Consider the following 14,648-nt stretch of genomic DNA (forward strand, 5'->3'; position numbering starts at 1 on the left):
GAAAACAACAACGGCAAGTCAGGGGAAGCGATGGTCGATGTGACGTCAGACGTACCGGCGCAGACGGCCACAGCCGCAAAGCCGTCCGCGCGGCGCTACTACGTGCTCGGGCTGCTCACCATCATCTACGCGCTGAACTTTCTCGACCGCACCATCTTCAACGTCCTGATCGAGCCGATCAAGAAGGAGTTCCAGCTCAGCGATACCATGATGGGCCTTTTGGCCGGTTTTGGATTCGCGCTGTTCTATTCGCTGCTCGGGATTCCCATTGCACGCATGGCTGACCGGCTGAACCGGCGCAACATCGTCGCGCTCGCCTTCGCGTTCTGGAGTGCGATGACGGCGCTGTGCGGCATGGCCACGAGCGTGACCTCGCTGGCGCTTGCCAGGATCGGCGTCGGCATCGGCGAATCCGCCGGCTCGCCGGCTTCCCAATCGATCGTTGCCGATCTCTTTGCCAAGAACGAGCGGCCGCGCGCGCTCGGCATCTATGCCATCGGCACCTATCTCGGCGTGTTCCTCGGCTATTTCGTCGGCGGCTATGTCAACCAGCACCATGGCTGGCGGATGGCTTTTTACGTCGCGGGCCTTCCCGGCATCCTCCTTGCGGCCGTCCTGTGGCTGACGATCTCCGAGCCGAAACGCGGCGCCATGCAGGAGACATTCACGCCCGAGCCGCTCGGGCCGACGCTGCGCTTCCTCGCCTCCCAGCAGAGCTTCATCATCGTGCTGATCGGCTTCTGCCTCACGACCTATACGAACTATGCGACCGCGGCGTGGATCCCGCCCTTCCTGGCGCGTGTGCATCATTTGTCGAGTGCCGAGATCGGCACCTATGCAGGGACCTTCAAGGGGCTCGCCGGGATGGCAGGCACCCTGCTCGGCGGCTTCGTCGTGGCGCAAGTGAGCCGCCGCGACGATCGCTGGAAGCTCTGGGCACCCGCGGTCACCTCTGGGCTGGCCGGCCCCGTGTTCGCGCTGTGCATGCTGACGCAGGATTTCGCGACCATGGTCGCGATGCTGGCGCTGACCTCGTTCCTGGTCGGTTTCCATCTCGGACCGATCTTTGCGATCGCCCAGACGGTGGCAAAGCCCAGCATGCGTGCGCTGGCCTCCGCACTCATTGCCCTGACCGCGACCTGCTTCGGCCAGGGACTCGGCCCGCTCATCGTCGGCATGATCAACGACGCGCTGAAGGCCGGCTTTGGCGCGGAAGCCGTCCGCTACTCCCTGCTGTCGGCGGCGGTCACGACCACCGTGGGCGCCCTGCTCTTCGTCTGGGCCGCGCGGACGATCCGGACCGATATCGCCCGGGCGGCGGCCTGAAACGGCTCCTCAAGCCGCCCCGCAGATGAAACCATTTTGCCGAAGGCGCGAAACCATCCGGAAACAGATCGTCCTTAGAAGGTGAGCCAACAGACGGGCGGGAAAGCCCGTCGGGAGGCTCAGATGAACCACTCCATTCACTCTGCTGATCGTGCGACGCACCTGAAAATCGTGGTGGTGGCGCTGGTGGCCGGTATCGCAGTGGCAGCCTTCGGGATCGCGGCGCGGACCAGTGTCGATCTCAGCCAGACCGCCCAGACCAATCATGTCATGAAGGCCGGCAAGCCCGTGGTCGTGACCAGCTCGGGCACGTCGGAGATCCGCTAGGGCCGAAACGGACCATTTCGGACAGACACCAGGGCCGCCTCCGGGCGGCTTTTTACTTCTGGCAATTCTGGAAAAATCCGAGCTAAACCATTGATTCAATGGCGCGAGAGACGGGGCTCCAACCCGCGACCTCCGGTGTGACCGGCCGGTCTTTTCGGCAGGTACTAACGAGCGCCCAAATTGGCTGAAGTTGAAACTCGTAGTGTCCCAATATCCCCGCGTATAGCTATCGAAGCAGCGCGCTACATGGAACTGTGCGCTCTGTGAGAAGCGAAACCTTCTGGATCATCGTCCCCGCTATAGGCGTCGTCGTGCTGATGGTCGCAATAATATTACTAATTGGCCGGTGAGCCACCAAAGCGCCGTATCCCGTGTTAAGGTCGGGTGGTGGTACTTTTACGGGGGCTAGATGAAAAAGGGCGACGTGACCTGCCCTGATTGCTCAGCCGGTTATCGCCGGATCGAGCTAGAATTCCGCAAGGGTAAACCCGGGTACTACAAGTGCCTGGTCTGTGAACGCGTTCTGGAGGTCTTCGACGGCTCCAGCGAGGTTGCGTACCGGCTGACCGTGCAGCCATCGCGATTTTCACCGGAGAAGATGTAACGCCCGCCCCTCCCCCGCAGTTAAGTCCGATGCAGGAGAACCGCCAGCGGCGTCACGGTCGTTGCCTGCGAGCTTTAGCCAATCATCGGCTAGTGCAAGCCATGCTTTCTCGTCTGCAGGGTCGCGCGTGTTAACCGCGCGCTCCCGGCATTCCTCCGCGAATTTCAAGTATCTGGCCGTTCGGTCGGACATGACGCGGCAACGCAGCAGTGAGCAAACTGATGCTTCGCTTCTCAGTGTCTGGCAATGACCAGAAACACGCTAGTCGCGTCCACCTCTGGCGGACCAATCAACGCCCAAATGCATACAGCGATCAGAAGCGAGCCGCCAAGTGTCCATAGGGCCAATCGCATCAGGGCATCATCGCCATGACTGACAGGTCAGCATCAGTGAAGCTTGGGCCGCCAGAAGCGAAATAGATCGCGGCAAGCAAGATAACGGCGCATGCCGCGTAACCGAAAATGATCAAGCCGTCGTAGCTGCGAACAAGAGGCGGCATGGACGCCGAATGTTGTGCAATTTCCATGACCAAAAATCCTATTCAAATAGCCCTTCGTTGCGCGATAACTTTAGGATTGGTCCACAAAACCGCTGTGAAGCAGTTCACCACTGGCACTCACATTCTCGTCAAAAAAAGAAGCCGCCACGGTGAGCCGAGACGGCTGGATCATTTGCGCAAAAACCGCCGCTCAGAAGACATCAATAACAGCCCGTGTTGATTCTGTTCGCAATGCTGGCTGAGCCGATCTCAAATCGCGCCAAACAGTTTGGTTTTGACCCTTTCCGATGATGCGATCAGACCGATGAAGTGCGTCCCTACGTTCGCGATTTGCCCGTAAAGTTGCGCCAAGGTCGAAGTCTTGGTACAATTGAGGAGCGTAGCGGACGACTGAATCCAGGCAAGATTGAGAGCAACGACTCATCTCGCTGCTTTCTACAGTTACCTCGGCGGAAGATATAAACTCTCCGGTTAGCGAGGTGCATGATGACATCAATCTCGCAGACCGCAGTGCCAGCGGATGTTCAGGCACCGCCAAAAGCAAAAGCGCGTAGCGCCTCACTCGACCGCGCCCGTACCTTCCTCACGCTGGTGGTACTGCTCCATCACGCCGTCATTCCATACACTCATTTCGGTCATACCGATCCAAAGTCGTGGATCGGTTTTGACATGATCGTGCTCGCCACTGACAGCTTCTTCATGGCGATGTTTTTCTTTCTGTCGGGTCTGTTTGTCTGGCCGGGACTCGCGCGCAAGGGACCGCTGGACTATCTGCGCGATCGCCTGATCCGGCTCGGTTTGCCTTTCGTGGTTTGTGCTTTCACGATCATCCCGTTAGCCTACTACGCGATTGAACTGCGTCAGCATCCAGACGTCAGCTTCACCGAGTTCTGGTGGAAAACCATCACCGAAGGACCTTGGCCGAGCGGCCCGATCTGGTTCCTTTGGGTGTTGCTTACCTTCGACGTCATCGCAAGCGTCCTCTACAAGCTCTCGCCCACACTTATCGATCCGATCAATCGCCTTTCGCTGCACGGCCATGACCATCCAGCGCGATTCTTCGCAGCCATGCTTGCCGTCACCGCCGTGTTCTACATCCCGGGTCTGGTTCACTTTGGACCATTCACTTGGTTCGAGTTCGGACCGTTCTCGGTTCAGCACGGGCGCGTACTACTGTATGCGACCTACTTCTTTTTCGGTGCGGGCATTGGCGTCAGGTACCTGGACCGCGGATTACTGGCTTCCGATGGCCAGCTCGCAAAGCGCAGCTGGGCTTGGACGCTTCTAGCACTCGTACCCTATTGCCTCATGTGGATGCTGATCTACGTCAAGCGCGAAATACTCGGAAACCCGTCCCCGCTGCCCGACTGGTATGAAGCAATCTATGCACTGTTCTTCGCGACCTTCAGCGTGGCGATCATGTTTGCGATCCTGGCCTATTTCTTGAGATTCAGGCAATCAGGCTGGAGCAGCCTCGATCCTATGCAGCCTGCTGCCTACGGCATGTTCTTGGTGCACTACCCGATTGTGCTTTGGCTGGTTTATTGGATGTTCGACTTCGACATCCCGGCGATTGCCAAGGGCTTGATCGCTTTCGTGCTCACTGTCTTCCTGAGCTGGGGCGCGACTGAAGCATTGCAAAAGATCCCGGGCGCAAGGCACGTGCTTTAGATCGTATCAGCTCAAGCTGCGTGCGGATAGCTTCAGGGCGGCGCCCTTTGCATATTCGGCGATCAGCTTGCGGCCGATGGTTCGGATGCAGTGAATCGAACATCACCGAAGAATTGCCCGGAGTGATGGCCATGATGAAGAATATCGTAGCCGGACTTGTCTTGGTGGGTTTCCTGACCATTGGGGTGCTCGCGTTGGCCCAGAAACATGATGGATGCTTGCACGGACGTTTGATCACAAACTTTAAGCCCTGCGGATCGATCAGCCCCTCAATATAGTGCCTGCGATAGTCCGGGGCTCGCGTAGCGCAATATAGGTCGCCTCGGGCATACGCCGTTGCGATCGCCCGCTACGGCGCTATTGGTCGCAAGGCCCGCAGCTCCATATGCCGATTCACGTCCTTGTAGAGGAGGTAGCGGAATCGTCCGGGGCCGCCCGCGTAGCACGCCTGGGGACAAAAAGCACGGAGCCACATGTAGTCTCCGGCTTCCACCTCGACCCAGTCCCGGTTGAGCCGATAGACCGCCTTGCCCTCAAGAACATAGAGTCCGTGCTCCATCACATGCGTCTCTTCAAATGGGATCGACGCGCCGGGCTCGAAAGTGACGATGGTGATGTGCATGTCATGCCTGATATCTGACGGCTCGACGAAGCGCGTCGTCGCCCACCGCCCGTCGGTGCCCGGCATCGGCGTTGGCGCGATGGAGCTTTCGTTTGCGACGATTGCTTCTGGCGCGGCAAGGCCCGGCACGCTCTGATATAGCTTTCGGATCCAGTGAAATTGCACCGCATTGGAGCTGCGGTTCTTTACGCTCCAGCGGCACTTGGGCGGAAGATATGCAAAACCTCCAGGCTCCAGTACTTGCTCTGTCGCGTCGAGCGTCAACGTTAGCTTGCCTCCAACGACGAACAGCGCGCCTTCCGCTTCCTGGTCTGGCTCCGGAAGTTCACTTCCTCCACCCGACGCGACATCCATCAAGTAGTGAGAGAAAGTTTCTGCAAAGCCGGACAGAGGCCGAGCCAGCACCCAAACACGGGTATTATCCCAGAAAGGAAGGTAGCTGGCCACGATGTCGCGTATTACGCCTTTGGGGATCACCGCATAGGCGTCCGTAAACACCGCGCGACCAGTCAAAAGTTCGCTCTGGGGTGGATGCCCCCCTGCTTGCACGTGATAGCGAGACTGCATTTTTATGCCTCCCAAAGACTATTTTTACGGACGTTCGCGGAGGTGTTAGCCCTGCTTCGCGGTGTTGCCCGAATATGTTTCCACTGCTCTATCGGGCACGACACGAAGCCAGCTTGCTTCTTCGAGCCACATTTCTTCGAGGTTAACCTCCGGCCCCTTTCTATCGACAACAACGAACGGGCTGGCGTCCCGGGCGACCAGCAGAGGATGGTGCCAGCAGTTGCGCGCGTAGTTCACGCCCTGCCGTCCCGACGCAACAAACGCCCGATAGCTCGAAAGATCGCGGGGATCTGTGCACACGACCACGAACCAAGGCATATCGTTCAATGGAATGAACAACTGGCTGCCGAGCGGATGACGCTCCATGAGCCTGATGACGATCGGAGCTGGTCTTGTTGCACCGATGAACAGGCTTACGTTGACGTCCCCGCCTTCCGATGCGACGTCAATCCTGGCCAGATCATCGTAGCGGCGGGCAAATCCTTCGTTGATCAGCTTCGGTGTCACGTCATCTGTCTCGATGACTTCACCGAAGGGCGCAAATTCTGCCTTTGTCAGCGCCACGACCGGAAGAGTTAACATCGTTCGACTCCGGTGACCATGTTATGGCAAATCGTTTGCGGCATCGCCGAACACCTCGGCAACAAGAGCGGGGCCCATGCGCCCGCGCTCGTAGCCACCTTCGGGTGGATGATGGCGGATCCAATGGCGCGCAATGTCGAGCCGCGTCGCCACCCAGACATCTGTGTGGCCCTGCACATAGTCCAGAAAACGCGCAAGCGCCGCGGCGCGGCCGGGCCGGCCGACCAAGCGACAGTGCAGTCCCACCGACATCATGCCGGCATTGCCTGCACCGCCTTCGGCGTAGAGCACGTCGAACGAATCCTTGAGATAGCTCAAGAACTGATCGCCGCTGTTGAAACCCTGTGGCGTCGCAAAGCGCATGTCGTTGGCGTCTAATGTATAGGGAACGATCAGTTGCTGACGACCTGCAATGAGCTGCCAATAAGGCAACTCATCCGCGTAAGCATCGGCAAGATAAAGAAAGCCGCCTTCCAGCGCGCCAAGAGCCAGTGTGTTCACTGAGCTACGCCCCTGGTAGAGACCAAGCGGACGCGCACCGGCCACCGCCGCGTGAATCTGCACCGCCTCGTCGATGTCCGCACGTTCCGCTTCCAGCGTGTGGTTGCGATAGTCGATCCATTTCAGGCCATGGCTGGCGATCTCCCAGCCGGCCTCGTTCATCGCCGCCACCGCCCGCGGATTGCGTGCCATGGCGGAGGCAACGCCATAGACGGTGACCGGCATGTTACGTTCAGTGAACATCTGCCACAGCCGCCAGAATCCCACGCGTGAGCCGTATTCGTAGATCGACTCCATGTTGACGTGTCGTTGCCCCGGCCAAGGTTGGGCGCCGACGATCTCCGAGAGAAAAGCTTCCGACGCCGCATCGCCATGCAGGACGCAGTTCTCACCGCCTTCCTCATAATTGATGACGAACTGCAGCGCCACGCGAGCCTCGCGAGGCCACGCGGGCTGAGGCCGGCTACGGCCATAGCCGATCAGATCGCGCGGATAATCCTGCTCAATGTCAAACAAGCGGCTCAACTCCGAACGTTGAACGAGACGCTTCATCCATGGCGCCCATCGCAGGCATTGTATACTAACGCAAGGACAAATTGTTTACAAAACATAATTCGATTGTTGACAATTGTGGGGCGGACGCGTTTGATCCGCCCAAGACCTGCGACGGGGTGTCCCGGAATGTCGGGCGTTGACTTATTCAACGGAGGAGACGTGTGATGATCAGGAAGCATTCTGCTGTGCAATCGGCTCTGATCGGAGCCTCAATGCTGGCCTTGATGGCGGCCAGCGCGCAGCCGACACAGGCGGCGAACACCGAATTGAAGATCGGCTTCGTCGGCGTGACCAGCGGTCCCGCCGCGGCCTGGGGCACTTCGAACGTACGATCGATGCAGACGCTTGCGGCGCAATGGAACGAGGCCGGCGGCGTCAAGATTGGCGATCGCACCTACGACATCAAGATCGTCACCTTCGACGACCAGAAAGATCCCAAGCGCGCCATCGCAGGCATGGAGAAGATGGCCCAGGAAGGCATCCACTATGTGGTGGGGCCGAATGTCGACGACGGCGCTGCCGCGGTGCGCCCCGTGGCGGAAGCTAAGGGCATAATCTATTTCCCTTACGCCTTCCCGAAGGCGCTCTACACCAAGCCTGCCGCTAATGCGGTGCTCGGCATGGTCGCAAACTATCAATCGGGCCCGGCGATCTACAAATATCTGCACGACAAAAAGAACGTAAAGACGATCGCCTTCGTCGCAGCTAATGAATCTGATCCGCTCAGTCAACGCGATGGCGGCGTCGCGGCGGCCCACGCGCTTGGCCTCCAGGTGGTCGCCGACAAGGACACCTACCAGAACGACACACGCGACTTCACACCGGTGCTGACGCCGATCGTCAAGCTGAAGCCCGATCTCTTGGTGCTGTCCGGCGTCTCCCCGGCCAACGCGCCACTCTTGATCCGCGCCGCGCGCGAACTCGGCTATCAGGGTCTGCTCTCAACCGAAACTGCGCAGGATGCCAAGGTGCTCGAGGAAGGCGCGGGCGAACTTGCCAACGGCTTCATCTCGGTCGGCGGCGCTTCGACCCCGGAGATCCGCTCCAAGGCGATGGATGACTTCATCGCGCGCTATACGAAAATGTTCGGCGAATACAACGACGAGTCGAACACCAAGGTGTACGCCCTCCAATACATCATCGATACTCTGAAGGCGAACCCCAAGGCGATCGACGATATCGCCGAGTACAAGAAAACCATTGACGGCTTTTCGGCGCCCAATCCCTACGTGAAGGGCGACAAGATGCTGCACTACGTCGGCACCACCTCCTTCGGCCAGAAGCGTCAACTCGCCGTGCCACTCGTCGTCACTGAATACAAGAACGGAAAGTTCGAAACGCTGTTCGTCGCCGACGTCGATTGACAGGTCTGACCGGGTGCGGGCGACGACAGCCTAAGGCTGGCGTCGTTCGCCCCTCGCCTTGCCGCCGCTGACGCAAGCCTTAGCGCGCAACGGATTGGTCGCGCTCCTCGAACGGGACTGCACATGACACAGGTCATCGTGAACGGCCTTTACCTCGGCGCACAATACGCCCTGATCGCGCTCGGCCTGACGCTGATCTTCGCGTTGATGAACGTGCTGAATTTCGCGCATGGTCAGATGTACGTATTCGGCGGCTTCGTCACCTATACGATCTACGGCCAACTGCACCTGCCGTTCGTGGTGGCGCTTGCCTGTTCGGGCGTGACGCTGGCGATCATCGGCGCCCTGTTCGAGCGGTTTCTATTCCGCACCGTGATCCGGCGTAGCGTACGCGACGAGAGCACCATGCTGCTCGCCGCCGGTACGGCCTTCTTCCTCGATGCGGTCATCCTGCTGTTGTTCGGCGAGAAGCAGCGCGGTGTGCCGAAGATCGTCAACGGCGTGCTCAACGTCGACTGGCTGATCATCCCTTATGACAAGATCGCCGTCGGCGTCATTGCCCTGGTGTTGATCGCGAGCTTCATGGCTTACATGCAGTTCAGCCGTCCCGGACGGGCGATGCGGGCGCTGGCTCAGGACCGCGTCGCCGCGCAGCTGATGGGCGTCAATGTCGATCGCTATTCCATGATCGGATTCGCGCTCGGCGCGATGTTGGCGGGGGTGGTCGGCGGCCTGCTGGTCGCTATCACCGGCGTCAACTCCGGCATTGGAGGGCCGATATCGATCAAGGCGTTCCTGATGGTGATGATCGGCGGCGCCGGCGTGGTCGGCGGCGCCATAGCCGGAGGCTTCATTCTCGGCATGCTCGAGTCGGTGGGCCTATCGGTGCTGCATGCCTATGGAGACATCACCTACCTCGTGATCTTCGCAGCCTTGATGGTGTTCCTGAGTATCCGTCCCAACGGGCTTATGGGCAAACCGTGGGGCTGACGATGACGAGCACCGCATCCAAAGTCTCGGCCCTGGCGCTGTTTTTGGTCGTAGCCTTCGTCCTTGTGCCCTGGCTGATCGCGGTCAGTGGCCGCAGCGATCTCTATTATACGCTGACCTCTGTCGCGCTTCTGAGCATCGCCAGCGCAGGCGTGTGGCTGACCTTCTTCATCGGCCGCATCAACATCGGCCAGGGCGCCTATGCGCTGCTCGGCGGCTACGTCTCGGCGATACTCGTCACAGCCGGTGGCGTCTCGTTCTGGCTCAGCTTGCCGCTCGCCGGATTGTTCTGCGCTGGCATCAGCATCCTGATCGGGTTGCCGATCCTGCGGCTGCGCGGCGTTTATTTCGCGATGGTAACGCTTGTGCTGACGGAAGTGGCGCGGCTCTCGGCGCTCGCCGTGCCGCTGACCAACGGCGCCAAAGGCATCACCGACATCCCGCCCCCAGGCGCGATCCGCCTGTTCGGCCTCACGCTGCTGCCGGATTTTGCAACGCTGACTAACCCGCGCCAGGCGTTCTATTTCGTGACGGTGGCGCTGATGGTGCTGGTATTCGCAGGCGTCTATCGCCTGGTCCATTCTCGCATCGGGCAACTCTGCCTGTCGCTTCAGCAAAATGAAGAGCTGGCCTCCTCGATCGGCGTCAACGTCGCGGCGTTGCGTATCATTGCCTATGCGATTTCCTCGTTCCTGGGCGGGATTGGCGGCGCCATGTTCGTCGCCATCGCGCAATCGATCTATCCGTCGAGCTTCGCTGTCGCCGATTCAGTCAATTTCATGCTGAACTGTTTTCTCGGCGGCTTGGGGTACGTGATAGGCCCGTTGGTCGGCACCTTCGTGTTGTATTTCGGCTGGGATTTTCTGTTCAGAACGGGTGAGTACCAGCTGCTGATCTATTCCACGGTGCTCATCGCGCTGATGCTCGTGCTGCCCAACGGCATTCTCAGCTTGTTTGCGCCGCGGCGGAAGGAGAGCTGAGCCATGGCGGAGTTGCTTGAGGTCAAATCTCTCACCAAGCGCTTCGGTGGCCTCGTCGCCGTGAATGGAATCTCTTTCTCCGTGCGCGAGGGCGAGATTCTTTCGGTGATCGGGCCGAACGGCGCCGGCAAGTCGACCCTGTTCAAGTTGATCGCCTCGTTCATGCGACCGAGCGATGGCGAAGTGCTTCTGCGCGGCAACCGCATCTCCGGTCTGGCCCCCCACGTCGTGGCGCGTGCCGGCGTCGTACGTACCTTCCAGGAAACCACCATATTCAAGACGATGAGCGTGCGCGACAACGTCATCATCGCCCACCATTTGCGTTCGCGCGCCGGCCTGCTCGGGTTCTACGCTGGTTCGACGATCGCGCGCGCCGACGAGCGCGAGTTTGCCCGCTCTGCTGACGAGATCCTTGATTTTCTCGGTCTCGGAACGATCGCGGGACAGTTGGCCAACACCCTGCCGCAAGGCCATCTACGCGCGCTGGGCATAGCCATCGGACTTGCCACCAATCCCAGGATCCTGCTGCTCGACGAACCCTTTGCCGGCATGAACCATGACGAAACCCGACGTGCGGTCCAGCTGGTGCGCGCGGTACGCGATCGCGGCGTCACCGTCCTCCTGGTGGAGCATGATATGCCCGCCGTCATGAAGATTTCCGACCGCATTGTCGTGTTGAATTTCGGCGAGAAGATCGCGGAAGGAACGCCGACGGAGATCCAGCAAAACCCGCGTGTGATCGAGGCCTATCTCGGCAGCGCCGACGAATCGATCGGGATGTAGTCGATGGAGCCGCTTCTCACCTTTTCCGGAGTCGAACTCTATTACGACCAGGTTTACGCCCTGCGAAACGTCTCGCTCGAGGTCAACGAGGGCGAGACCGTGGCGCTGATCGGTGCCAACGGTGCGGGAAAGACCTCGATCTTGCGAGCCATCACCGGCCTTCGCAAGATCCGCAAGGGCGAAATTCGGTTTCGCGGCCAGCGCATCGATGGCCGTGCCCCCGATGAGCTGGTGAAGATGGGTATCGCGATGGTCCCGGAAGGCCGCCGCTCATTTCCACTGATGTCCGTGAAGGACAATCTCCTGATGGGGGCTTTCACGCGCCACGACAAGGCCGAAATCGCCAACACGCTCGAGGCGGTACTTACGCGCTTCCCGCGGCTACGCGAACGCTACAACCAGCCGGCGGGAACCATGAGCGGCGGCGAGCAGCAGATGCTGGTCATCGGCCGCGCACTGATGAGCCGGCCGACGCTGCTTCTGCTCGACGAGCCCTCACTCGGCATTGCCCCGAAACTGGTGCAGGACATTGCACGATCGATCGTCTCCATCAATCGCGACGAGCAGGTCAGCGTGCTGCTGGTCGAACAGAATTCGCGCGTCGCGCTCAAAATATCCGCCCGCGCCTATGCGCTCTCGACCGGAGCCGTCGCGCTCTCCGGGTCTTCGGCTGAGCTCATCAACGATGAACGCATCAAGACCCTCTATCTCGGCGGAGAACTGTGAGTCCAGGTAACCACTTATGCGCATTCTGGTCATCAATCCCAACACTACTGCATCAATGACGCAAAAGATCGGCGCGGCGGCGCAAGCAGCCGCAGCTCCCGGCACCGCGATCCTGGCTGTCAATCCGACATACGGCCCGCCGAGCATCGAAGGCTACTATGACGAGGTATTCTCGATTCCAGGTCTGCTGGCGCAGATGCGCGCTGCGCCAGACGTGGATGCCTATGTCATCGCCTGTTTCGACGACACTGGGCTGGATGCGGCGCGCTGCCTCACCACCGCACCGGTCATCGGCATCGGCGAGGCCGCTTTCCACATGGCGAGCCTGCTGGCAGGTCGTTTCAGCGTTGTGACGACGTTGTCACGCTCGGTCTCGGCAATCGAGCACAACCTCACCAAATACGGCTTGGCCAGCCGCTGCGCGCGGGTACGGGCATCGGAAATACCGGTGCTCGATCTCGAGATTCCCGGCTCGGACGCACGCCAACGCATCTCGGCCGAGATCGCCAAGGCCGTGGTCGAGGACCTAGCCGAAGCGATCGTGCTGGGCTGCGCCGGCATGGCCGATCTCGCTGCCGAGCTATCGCGCGAGCACGGCCTTCCCGTTGTCGACGGCGTCGGCGCGGCGGTGAAACTCGCTGAAGGCCTGGTGAGCCTCGGCCACAAGACATCAAAGCATGGCGGCTATGCCGCACCGCGGGCCAAGCCTTATGATGGCCTGTTTGCCGCGTTCGCGCCAGAAGCTCCGCAGGCACAGCCCGCGCCGGACGTCACGTCCCGCCCGCTCGCCACTTCACCTGCAGGGAAGCACACGATATGATGACGATGAGAACGCGTGCACAAATCAAATCGCACCTTGCACCGTCGCTATCTCCGTCCAGCTCCTGAGGCCATGCACACGACCGAAGACCGACAGACCTACTCCTTGAAACCAGCGGCGCGGTGGTCCGCGACCTACACCCGTCTGCGGGATGCGATCTTTGCCCATCGGCTGGCGCCCGGCACCAAGTTGCCCGAAGACGAACTGGCTTCGATCTACGCGGTGAGCCGTACCGTGATCCGGTCCGCGCTGCAGGCGCTCGCGCACGATCGCCTCGTGCGCCTGGAGCCGAACCGCGGCGCCTTCGTGGCACAACCCTCGCAGACCGAAGCCCGCGAGATCTTCGAAATGCGCATGCTGGTCGAGGCGCGCGCGGCAGCGCTTGCCGCCGCACGCGCTACGGCCGACGACGTGGCGCGGCTGCGCGCCCATCTCGATCAGGAGCACGAAGCGGTACGTGAGGGACGCGACAGCGACGCGCTGATGCTGTCGGCCAATTTTCATGTTGAGGTCTCGCAGATCGCGTCGCAGTCGATCCTGTGCGAGATCGTCGCCGACCTCGTCACGCGCTCTTCGCTAATCATCGCATTGTATTGGATCCGGCGCGACACCATCTGTGCAAGCCATGCTCATCATCATCTGGTCGACGCAATCGCCCGCCACGACGCCGACGTCGCAGCCGAGCTGATGACAAGCCATCTAGCCGATCTGCTGACAGGACTGGATCTGACGCCACGACCGCGCGACGAAAAGAGCCTGACCGACATTCTGATTCAGGATGCTTAACGTCCGTGCGTCGCGAGCTCGCCTTCGGCGGGGATCCTAAGGCCTCCCGGGGGCAATTGAAGACCCAATCGAGACCGTCTGCTCGTTCTGGCCGCGCCAGGTCGGCAACGACGTGCCAATGCCGTGCAGCGCCTCGCCCAGACCGGCGACGTTGCCGTAGCCGAAGATAGCCCAGACGCCCTCGATGAAGCGCCCGCCTTCTTCCGTCATCTGGCTCTCCTTCACTCGGCCATTGTCAACATCGCCCTCGTAGTGCCCGAATCATCCTTGCAATTCATCCAGGTTCGATCGCTGGAGCGAACGATGGCCATGGAGTCCTCAAAACCGCGTGTTTGGACTGAAGACGAGACTAGGCTCTTGATCGAACTTGCGCGTCTGAAGACGAGTGCGCCAGCGATCGCGAAGCAGCTTGGACGCCACACAGCTTCCGTCAAACGACGTGCTGACCAGTTGGGCCTGCTTCTGCCGACGGGCAGGCGTGAACCGCAAGCCTCGCCTCGGCCCTCGACTGAAACGCGTCGGTGAACGGCGCGCGCTCAAGCCCTCGATGAACACCCCTCGCCTCAGCTGATCTGCCGGACCATCCGACGATAGTCGCCCGTGAAGAACTGACGCGCCGCCCCGGCCCAAGCGATGTGTTGAGCCGGGACGGTCTCGATAAAGGCTCGGATGATGACACGCAAGAGCTCTGCGAGCCATCTCAGGAGCAGGCCGAAGTTGTAGCCGGCGCCGGCGAGGACAGCGTTGATGCGGTCGCCGAGACGTCCCTTGAGATAATTCCGGTCCATGCGGTGCTCGGCCTTGACGTGGCCGATGACGGGCTCGACCGCCGCGCGGCGCTTCATCTCGCGACGGATGGAAGCTGTGACGCGGCGGACCTGCCCAGAGATCCAGACCCTGAACCGATGCGGATAGTTGTGACCGCGATACCCTTTGTCGACGTGG

Annotated in this window: 15 protein-coding genes and 2 pseudogenes; 11 read left to right on the forward strand and 6 right to left on the reverse strand. The window is 60.5% G+C overall.

The genetic code is table 11. The features are described from left to right. Window positions 1-30 precede the first annotated feature (30 nt). From Q3C01_RS21555 to Q3C01_RS21565, 3 genes are all read left to right on the forward strand, one after another. The gene (locus Q3C01_RS21555; RefSeq protein WP_458147311.1) at window positions 31-1,326 is read left to right on the forward strand and encodes a spinster family MFS transporter; all 1,296 of its coding nucleotides are present in this window, start codon (window positions 31-33) and stop codon (window positions 1,324-1,326) included. 123 nt (window positions 1,327-1,449) lie between these two features. Continuing rightward, the gene (locus Q3C01_RS21560; protein WP_458147312.1) at window positions 1,450-1,653 is read left to right on the forward strand and encodes a hypothetical protein; all 204 of its coding nucleotides are present in this window, start codon (window positions 1,450-1,452) and stop codon (window positions 1,651-1,653) included. Window positions 1,654-2,062: 409 nt separating this feature from the next. Further along, a complete protein-coding gene (locus tag Q3C01_RS21565; RefSeq protein WP_458147313.1) occupies window positions 2,063-2,257 on the forward strand; it encodes a hypothetical protein in 195 nt (64 codons plus the stop codon). Window positions 2,258-2,609: 352 nt separating this feature from the next. Here Q3C01_RS21565 and Q3C01_RS21570 read toward each other — a convergent pair whose 3' ends face one another. After that, window positions 2,610-2,783, reverse strand: a complete 174-nt coding sequence (locus tag Q3C01_RS21570; RefSeq protein ID WP_458147314.1) for a hypothetical protein — start codon at window positions 2,781-2,783, stop codon at window positions 2,610-2,612. Window positions 2,784-3,239: 456 nt separating this feature from the next. Here Q3C01_RS21570 and Q3C01_RS21575 point away from each other — a divergent pair, with 456 nt between their 5' ends. Then, the gene (locus tag Q3C01_RS21575; RefSeq protein WP_458147315.1) at window positions 3,240-4,427 is read left to right on the forward strand and encodes an acyltransferase family protein; all 1,188 of its coding nucleotides are present in this window, start codon (window positions 3,240-3,242) and stop codon (window positions 4,425-4,427) included. 349 nt (window positions 4,428-4,776) lie between these two features. Here the strand turns inward: Q3C01_RS21575 and Q3C01_RS21580 are convergent, their stop codons facing one another. From Q3C01_RS21580 to puuE, 3 genes and pseudogenes are all read right to left on the reverse strand, one after another. Further along, a complete protein-coding gene (locus tag Q3C01_RS21580; RefSeq protein ID WP_458147316.1) occupies window positions 4,777-5,616 on the reverse strand; it encodes a bifunctional allantoicase/(S)-ureidoglycine aminohydrolase in 840 nt (279 codons plus the stop codon). Between the two features lie 45 nt (window positions 5,617-5,661). Beyond that, window positions 5,662-6,198 carry an ureidoglycolate lyase gene (locus Q3C01_RS21585; RefSeq protein WP_458147317.1) on the reverse strand — a complete coding sequence of 179 codons (537 nt, stop codon included), beginning with the start codon at window positions 6,196-6,198 and terminating at the stop codon, window positions 5,662-5,664. Window positions 6,199-6,222: 24 nt separating this feature from the next. Next, window positions 6,223-7,251, reverse strand: a pseudogene (gene puuE, locus Q3C01_RS21590) (allantoinase PuuE); the annotation flags it as partial. Window positions 7,252-7,418: 167 nt separating this feature from the next. Here puuE and Q3C01_RS21595 point away from each other — a divergent pair. The 7 genes from Q3C01_RS21595 to Q3C01_RS21625 all read left to right on the forward strand — a co-directional run bounded on the left by Q3C01_RS21595 (window position 7,419) and on the right by Q3C01_RS21625 (window position 13,703). Then, complete coding sequence (locus Q3C01_RS21595; protein ID WP_458147318.1) at window positions 7,419-8,618, forward strand: ABC transporter substrate-binding protein; 1,200 nt, start codon at window positions 7,419-7,421, stop codon at window positions 8,616-8,618. 123 nt (window positions 8,619-8,741) lie between these two features. Further along, on the forward strand, window positions 8,742-9,608 hold the full coding sequence (locus Q3C01_RS21600) for a branched-chain amino acid ABC transporter permease (RefSeq protein WP_458147319.1): 867 nt from the start codon (window positions 8,742-8,744) through the stop codon (window positions 9,606-9,608). Between the two features lie 2 nt (window positions 9,609-9,610). Continuing rightward, on the forward strand, window positions 9,611-10,588 hold the full coding sequence (locus Q3C01_RS21605; RefSeq protein ID WP_458147320.1) for a branched-chain amino acid ABC transporter permease: 978 nt from the start codon (window positions 9,611-9,613) through the stop codon (window positions 10,586-10,588). A 3-nt stretch (window positions 10,589-10,591) separates the two neighbouring features. After that, a complete protein-coding gene (locus tag Q3C01_RS21610) occupies window positions 10,592-11,371 on the forward strand; it encodes an ABC transporter ATP-binding protein (RefSeq protein ID WP_458147321.1) in 780 nt (259 codons plus the stop codon). A gap of 3 nt (window positions 11,372-11,374) precedes the next feature. Beyond that, complete coding sequence (locus tag Q3C01_RS21615) at window positions 11,375-12,097, forward strand: ABC transporter ATP-binding protein (RefSeq protein WP_458147322.1); 723 nt, start codon at window positions 11,375-11,377, stop codon at window positions 12,095-12,097. Between the two features lie 16 nt (window positions 12,098-12,113). Beyond that, window positions 12,114-12,917 carry an aspartate/glutamate racemase family protein gene (locus Q3C01_RS21620; RefSeq protein ID WP_458147323.1) on the forward strand — a complete coding sequence of 268 codons (804 nt, stop codon included), beginning with the start codon at window positions 12,114-12,116 and terminating at the stop codon, window positions 12,915-12,917. Between the two features lie 72 nt (window positions 12,918-12,989). After that, a complete protein-coding gene (locus Q3C01_RS21625; RefSeq protein ID WP_458147324.1) occupies window positions 12,990-13,703 on the forward strand; it encodes a GntR family transcriptional regulator in 714 nt (237 codons plus the stop codon). Window positions 13,704-13,739: 36 nt separating this feature from the next. Here Q3C01_RS21625 and Q3C01_RS21630 read toward each other — a convergent pair whose 3' ends face one another. Both Q3C01_RS21630 and Q3C01_RS21635 read right to left on the reverse strand, forming a co-directional pair. After that, window positions 13,740-13,913 (reverse strand): hypothetical protein, encoded by a 174-nt coding sequence (locus Q3C01_RS21630; protein ID WP_458147328.1) that lies wholly within the window; start codon window positions 13,911-13,913, stop codon window positions 13,740-13,742. 353 nt (window positions 13,914-14,266) lie between these two features. Next, a pseudogene (locus Q3C01_RS21635) lies at window positions 14,267-14,648 on the reverse strand (hypothetical protein); the annotation flags it as partial.

Source organism: Bradyrhizobium sp. UFLA05-109, assembly GCF_054185165.1.